Source organism: Pediococcus ethanolidurans (genome assembly GCF_001437405.1).
Taxonomy (GTDB): domain Bacteria; phylum Bacillota; class Bacilli; order Lactobacillales; family Lactobacillaceae; genus Pediococcus; species Pediococcus ethanolidurans.
In genome coordinates this window covers 1-497 of the sequence record NZ_JQBY01000063.1, presented here as the reverse complement: position 1 = coordinate 497, position 497 = coordinate 1, and the positions used below count along the sequence as shown (strand labels likewise).

The 497-nt window shown below is 47.1% G+C and carries 1 protein-coding gene; it reads right to left on the bottom strand.

Features of this window, described 5'->3' with window-relative positions; all coding sequences use genetic code 11:
- A partial coding sequence (locus tag IV87_RS11125) for a hypothetical protein (protein ID WP_201783992.1) occupies positions 1 to 497 on the bottom strand: 497 nt, incomplete at both ends.

Here is a 497-nt window from a genome sequence, read left to right as displayed (position 1 = left end):
CTTATCCCCACCTGGTGTATCTGGCGTGTAATCATTGGCACTGTAGTTTACTGAACGCGTAACCGTAAAGTCATTCGTGGCTTCATTATTATCGGTATCAGTTAATTCACTTGATGTCGCTGTAACGGCGTCATTACTATCTGCGTCAATGGTTGCGGTAAAGCCGCTCACATCTGGTACAGCCTTAATATCCGTCGCACTAATTGGTGCGACTAAGCTTTCACCCTCGGTGACTTGGCCCTCTTCATTAGTGGTCCATGACCCATACGTTAAGGTGCCATCTTCATTAACTGTAACCGTTCGGTAGACGTTAACCGTCTTAAAGCCAGTCTTATTTGCTGGTGTTTTAACTCCGGCACCACTGTAATCGATGGCTTCCGTTATGGTCCCCGTCAAGTACTCTTTTTGAGTCCCTTCCGGATCAGTACCTGGTTCACCTGGATTACCTGGCGTAATTGTCTTTCCAGTGTATGTGACATCTCGCGTAACCGTGTAGG